At 63.4% G+C, this 6192-nt stretch carries 6 protein-coding genes and 1 tRNA gene; all 7 read right to left on the bottom strand.

Annotated elements, in window-relative coordinates:
- Positions 1-228: 228 nt before the first annotated feature.
- The gene (gene sucD / locus ACUVYZ_RS09050; RefSeq protein ID WP_439934283.1) at positions 229-1113 is read right to left on the bottom strand and encodes a succinate--CoA ligase subunit alpha; all 885 of its coding nucleotides are present in this window, start codon (positions 1111-1113) and stop codon (positions 229-231) included.
- A 312-nt stretch (positions 1114-1425) separates the two neighbouring features.
- Positions 1426-2592: an ADP-forming succinate--CoA ligase subunit beta gene (gene sucC / locus ACUVYZ_RS09045; RefSeq protein WP_439934282.1), complete on the bottom strand. Its 1167-nt coding sequence runs from the start codon at positions 2590-2592 to the stop codon at positions 1426-1428.
- 251 nt (positions 2593-2843) lie between these two features.
- Positions 2844-2915, bottom strand: a tRNA-Thr gene (locus ACUVYZ_RS09040).
- Positions 2916-2995: 80 nt separating this feature from the next.
- Positions 2996-3409 carry a ClpXP protease specificity-enhancing factor gene (locus ACUVYZ_RS09035; protein WP_439934281.1) on the bottom strand — a complete coding sequence of 138 codons (414 nt, stop codon included), beginning with the start codon at positions 3407-3409 and terminating at the stop codon, positions 2996-2998.
- Positions 3410-3431: 22 nt separating this feature from the next.
- Entirely contained in the window at positions 3432-4031 is a 600-nt protein-coding gene (locus ACUVYZ_RS09030) for a glutathione S-transferase N-terminal domain-containing protein (protein WP_439934280.1), read from the bottom strand.
- Positions 4032-4079: 48 nt separating this feature from the next.
- Positions 4080-4826 (bottom strand): cytochrome c1, encoded by a 747-nt coding sequence (locus ACUVYZ_RS09025; protein WP_439934279.1) that lies wholly within the window; start codon positions 4824-4826, stop codon positions 4080-4082.
- Positions 4823-6190 (bottom strand): cytochrome b, encoded by a 1368-nt coding sequence (locus ACUVYZ_RS09020; protein WP_439934278.1) that lies wholly within the window; start codon positions 6188-6190, stop codon positions 4823-4825. Before ACUVYZ_RS09020 ends, ACUVYZ_RS09025 begins: the two co-directional genes overlap by 4 nt.
- Positions 6191-6192: the final 2 nt, after the last annotated feature.

Raw genomic sequence — 6192 nt, 5'->3', positions numbered from 1 at the left:
GTGACCCTCGCCCAGCTCGCTCAGCCCCACCACCCCTCGACCAGCCCCTCGGCAACGTTCTCCTCCATTAGGGAGCTTTTGGTCTCGGCCCACGGGCTTCGCCCGTGACCCTCGCCCAGCTCGCTCAGCCCCACCACCCCTCGACCAGCCCCTCGGCAACGTTCTCCTCCATTAGGGAGCTTTTGGTCTCGGCCCACGGGCTTCGCCCGTGACCCTCGCCCAGCTCGCTCACTTGAGCACCGACCTGGCCAGCTTGCCCATCTCGGCGGGGTTGCGCGTCACCTTGATGCCGCACTCCTCCATCACCGCGATCTTTTCGGCGGCGGTGCCCTTGCCGCCGGAGATGATGGCGCCCGCGTGTCCCATGCGCTTGCCGGGCGGCGCAGTTACCCCGGCGATGAAGCCCACCACCGGCTTCTTCATGTTTTCTTTCACCCACAAGGCGGCGGTCTCCTCGTCCGAGCCGCCGATCTCGCCCACCATGATCACCGCCTCGGTGGCGGGGTCCTCATTGAACATCTTGAGCACGTCCACGTGCTTCAAGCCGTTGACCGGGTCGCCCCCGATGCCGACGCAGGTGGACTGGCCTAGCCCGAGCTCCATGAGCTGGGCGACCGCCTCGTAGGTAAGCGTCCCGGAGCGGGACACCACCCCCACCGGGCCCTTCCTGTGGATGTGGCCGGGCATGATGCCGATCTTGATCTCGTCCGGCGTGATGACTCCCGGGCAGTTGGGGCCCACCAGCAGGGTCTTGCGGTTCTGCTTGCGCATGCGGTCCCGCACCACGATCATGTCGCGCACCGGGATGCCTTCGGTGATGCAGATCGCCAGATCCAGGTCGGCCTCCACCGCCTCCCAGATCGCCTCCGCCGCGCCCGCCGGGGGCACGTAGATGACCGAAGCGGTCGCCCCGGTCTCGGCTTTGGCCTCCTTGACCGTGGCGAAAATGGGGATACCCTCGAAATTCTCGCCCGCCCGCTTCGGGTTCACCCCGGCGACGAAGCAGTTCCGGCCGTTGGCGTACTCCCGGCACATCTTGGTGTGGAACTGGCCGGTTTTGCCGGTGATGCCCTGGGTGATGACCCGGGTATTCTTGTCGATCAGGATGCTCATTTCGCTATTTCCCCATTCTCAAGCGCGGCCAGCGGCCGCTTTCCCTCTTTTGGTGTCGGCCGCTCGACTCCGTCTCGCTTAACGCTCGCTACGCTCACGTTAGCCTCCCCCAAGTCTCAAGCGCGGCCAGCGGCCGCTTTCCCTCTTTTGGTGTCGGCCGCTCGACTCCGTCTCGCTTAACGCTCGCTACGCTCACGTTAGCCTCCCCCAAGTCTCAAGCGCGGCCAGCAGCCGCTTTCCCTCTTTTGGTGTCGGCCGCTCGACTCCGTCTCGCTTAACGCTCGCTACGCTCACGTTAGCCTCCCCCAAGTCTCAGGCGCGGCCAGCAGCCGCGACGACTTTCTGGGCGGCTTCGGCCATGTTGTCGGCGGAAATGATGGGCAGGCCCGATTCGGCCAGGATCCGCTTGCCGATATCCTCGTTGGTGCCCTTCATGCGCACCACCAACGGCACACTCAGATGGACCTGCTTGGCCGCTGCCACTACCCCTTCGGCGATCACGTCGCAGCGCATGATGCCGCCGAAGATATTGACCAAGATCGCCTTGATCTTGGGATTCTTCAGCATGATCTTGAAGGCCTCGGTCACTTTTTCGGTAGTAGCGCCGCCGCCCACGTCCAGGAAGTTGGCCGGCTCGCCGCCGAAGAGCTTGATGGTGTCCATGGTGGCCATGGCGAGGCCCGCGCCGTTGACCAGGCAGCCGATGTTGCCGTCCAGGGAAATGTAGGACAGGTCGTACTTGGACGCCTCGATCTCCAGGGGATCTTCCTCGTCCAGGTCCCGCATCTCCACGATTTCCGGGTGACGGAAGAGCGCGTTGTCGTCGAAGTTCATCTTGGCGTCCAGCGCCAGCACGCTTCCGTCCTCAGTGAGAATCAGCGGATTGATCTCGGCCAGGGAGGCGTCGCACTCCCAGAAGGCCCGGTACAGGCCCTGCAGCACGGCCCGGGCCTTGGAGATGGAGCCTTCCGGGATGCCGATCTTGCGCGCCACCTCGTCCGCCTCTTCGGCTTTCAGCCCGGTTTCGGGATCGATGAACACCTTGTGGATTTTTTCCGGGGTCTTGGCCGCCACCTCCTCGATGTCCATGCCCCCTTCGGAGCTGGCCATCAGGCAGACCCGCTGGGTCACCCGGTCCACCACCATGCCTACGTAGAGCTCTTTGCGGATGTCGGCGCCCTCTTCGATCAAGAGCCGCTTGACGATGCGCCCCTCGGGACCGGTCTGGTGGGTGACCAGCCGCATGCCCAGGATTTCCGAGGCCCGCGCCCGGACCTCGTCAAGGGATTTGGCTAGCTTGACGCCGCCCCCTTTGCCCCGACCGCCCGCGTGGATCTGGGCCTTGACCACCCAGACGGGTCCGCCCAGCTTCTTTGCCGCCTCCAGCGCCTCGTCGACGCTGAAGCAGGGAAAACCGCGGGGCGTCGCGACCCCGTACTTCCTCAGGATTTCCTTGGCCTGATACTCGTGGATTTTCATTTTCTCTTGCCTGCTCCAGGATGGTGGAAACGGACGCCGGCACCACGGCCGGACGAAATTGCTTATTAATCTATGGCATGAGCCCGCCTCGCGCTATTGACCGGGGTCAATATTCGAAGAACTGGCGCCCCCACGGCGCTCGTCCGGAGAAGAGTCTTCGGGCCAGCTCGGGCCGTGACCGTCACGGGCGAAGCGCCCGGGGCGGGCGGGAAGATGCATTTCGCGCCGGCTCGACGGGATCGCTGGCAGGGTGCCGACAGTAGGATTTGAACCCACGACCTACCGCTTACAAGGCGGTTGCTCTACCCCTGAGCTATGTCGGCCCGCGAGGAAATTATAGATCACGGGCTTGTACTGGCCGGCCACCCTTTACCCAACCGCTCCCAGGCGGCCGCCGTTACGACTACTTGACGACCTGCAGCCGCGGCCGCCCGCTGTTTCCCCCCGAGGGCGGGGACTTGTCGTCCGGGCCCGCGTCCGCTCCGCCCGTACCCGCCGAGGTCTGCTCCGGCCTGGAAAACATGAGGCCCTGACCGTTCTCTTTGGCGAAGATGGCCGCCACCGCGTCGATGGGGATGGACAGCTCCCGCGACACGCCGCCGAAGCGGGCGGAGAACTGGATCAGGTCGTTGCCAATGGTGAGGTTGCGGGTGGCGTCGGGGCTGATGTTGAGCACGATCTGCCCGTCGCGAACGTACTCCATGGGAACGCGGGTGTTGGCGTCGACCGTCACCGAGAGGTAGGGGGTGGCGCCGCTGTCGACGCACCACTCGTAGATGGCGCGAATCAAATAGGGCTTGGTGGAGAGCTCGCGCATGGCCGCAGGATCGTCCAAATTTTCATTTTCGCATGACTTTCTCCGACGGGGTAAGGGCGTCGATGAACGCCGGCCGGGAGAAGATCCGTTCCGCGTACTTCATGAGCGGCGCCGCCTGTTTCGGCAACTGGATGCCGTAATGGTCGAGCCGCCACAAGAGCGGCGCGATCGCCACGTCCAGCATGGTGTACTCATCGCCCAGCATGTACTTCTGACGGGTAAATACCGGGGCGATCTGGATCAGGCTCTCGCGGATAAGCTGGCGGCCCTTTTCCGCCGCCTTCTGGCTGCCCTTTTCGATCGATTGCACGTGGGAGAACAGCTCCTGCTCGAAGCGGAACAGGAACAGCCGCGCCCGCGCCCGCATCACCGGGTCTGCCGGCATGAGCTGGGGGTGCGGGAAGCGGTCGTCGATGTATTCGTTGATGATGTTGGATTCGTACAGGATCAGGTCCCGGTCCACCAGCACCGGCACCTGGTTGTACGGGTTCATGACCGCCAGATCCTCGGGCTTGTTGTAGAGATCGACGTCGATGATCTCGAAGTCCATCCCCTTTTCGTACAGAACGATCCGGCAACGGTGACTGAACGGGCAGGTGGTGCCTGAATAGAGCCTCATCATGGCAGCGTTTCCACGTTATTGTCGGATGAGCGGCGACGCTAGGCCGGCTCAGTGCACGTCCTTCCAGAACTCCTTCTTGAGGAGATAAGTCAGGACGAACAGCACCGCGAGGAACAGCAGCACCACGATCCCGATCTGGATCCGCTTGAGCCGGGCGGGCTCCCCCATGTAGACGAGGTAATTCACCAGGTCCGCCACCGCCGCGTCGTACTCGGTCTTGGAGAGCTTTCCAGGCTCCGCCAGGACGAGCCGCTTGACCACGCGCTTCTCGCCGTGGGACTCCACCTCTTCCTCCTTGAGCACCTGCACGCCCTGCAGCTCCCACAGCGCGTGGGGCATGCCCACCTGGGGGAAGGCCAGGTTATTCCAGCCGAGGGCGCGGGAGTCGTCCCGGTAGAAGGTGCGAAGATAGGTGTACAGCCAGTCCGGTCCCCGCGAGCGGGCGATGACTGTGAGGTCGGGAGGGGCGGCGCCGAACCATTGTTTGGCATCGTCCACGTTCATGGCCACGGTCATGGTGGAGCCCACTTTGGCACCGGTGAAGATCAGGTATTTCTCGATCTCCTCTTGGGACAGGCCCAGGTCAGTGAGCCGGTTGTAGCGCATGTAAGCGGCACTGTGGCAGTTCAGGCAGTAGTTCACGAAAAGCCGCGCGCCCCTCTGCAGGGACAGCCCGTCCTCCAGATCGATGGGCGCCTTGTCCAGCTTGACTTCGGCGCCGGCACTCCAGGCCGCCGCCGGCGCGAGCAGCAAGGCCAACAAGGCGCTTATGAAAAAGTTGTTGATCTTCATCACCCCGTCACCCTTTCCGGTTCAGGTTTGGTCTTGTCCACGCTCGAGTACCACGGCATGAGCGCGAAGAAAGCGAAATAAATCACGGCGCATACCTGGGCGAGGAGAGTACGTCCCGGTGTCGGCGGGAGCACGCCCAGGTAGCCCAGGATCAGGAAGCTCACCGCGAACAGCGCCAGCGCCAGCTTGAAGATCGGGCCCTTGTAGCGGATCGACTTGACCGGACTCTTGTCGAGCCACGGCAGCAGGGCGAAGATCAGCACCGACACGCCCATCAGGACCACGCCCCAGAACTTGGGATCCAGGGTCGCGTAGCCAAGGAGCAGAATCGCGGCGATGGCCACCGCGGCGGTCTTGCGCGCCGCGCTTCCCCGGGAGAAGACGACGAGGGCGGCGATTACGACAGTGAACGCCCCCACCACCCACATGAAGTCCGAGGTGGTCGCCCGCAGGATCGAGTAGTAAGGGGTGAAATACCACACCGGGGCGATGTGCTCAGGGGTCTTGAGCGGATCGGCAGGGATGAAATTGTTGTGCTCGAGGAAATACCCCCCCATCTCCGGGGCAAAGAAGACCACCGCCGAGAATGCCATCAGGAACACCACTACCCCCACGATGTCCTTGACCGTGTAATAGGGGTGAAACGGAATGCCGTCCAGGGGCTTGCCGTCCGGTCCCTTTTTCTTTTTGATCTCGATCCCGTCGGGATTGTTGGATCCAACATGCTCGTCGTGCAGCGCCACGATGTGCACGAACACGAGCCCCACCAGCGCGAGCGGCAAGGCGATCACGTGGAAGGCGAAAAAGCGGTTCAACGTCGCGTCCGACACCGCGTAGTCGCCGCGGATCCACACCGCCAGGTCCGGTCCAACCAGCGGAATGGCGGAGAACAGGTTCACGATCACCTGGGCTCCCCAGTAGGACATCTGCCCCCAGGGCAGCAGGTAGCCGAAGAACGCCTCCGCCATGAGGGCCAGGTAAATGCCCATGCCGATCAGCCACACCAGCTCCCGCGGCTTGCGGTAGGAGCCGTACATCAGGCCGCGGAACATGTGCAGATAGACGACAATGAAAAAGGCCGAGGCGCCGGTGGAATGCAGGTAGCGGATGAGCCAGCCCCAGTTCACGTCGCGCATGATGTACTCGACCGAACCGAACGCCTGGGCGGCGTCGGGCTTGTAGTGCATGGTGAGGAAGATGCCGGTGACGATCTGGATCACCAGCACCAGCAGCGCCAGCGAGCCGAAGTAGTACCAGAAATTGAAGTTTTTCGGTGCGTAATACTCGGAGAGGTGCCGCTTCCAGGTCGCGGTGAGCGGGAACCTTTCGTCGAACCAGCGGATCAACGCCGTCAGCATGCCGTTCATCG

Source organism: Pelomicrobium sp. P1 (assembly GCF_052805615.1).
The sequence above is the reverse complement of the archived record's forward strand: the minus strand, read 5'-3'. Positions and strand labels throughout refer to the sequence as shown.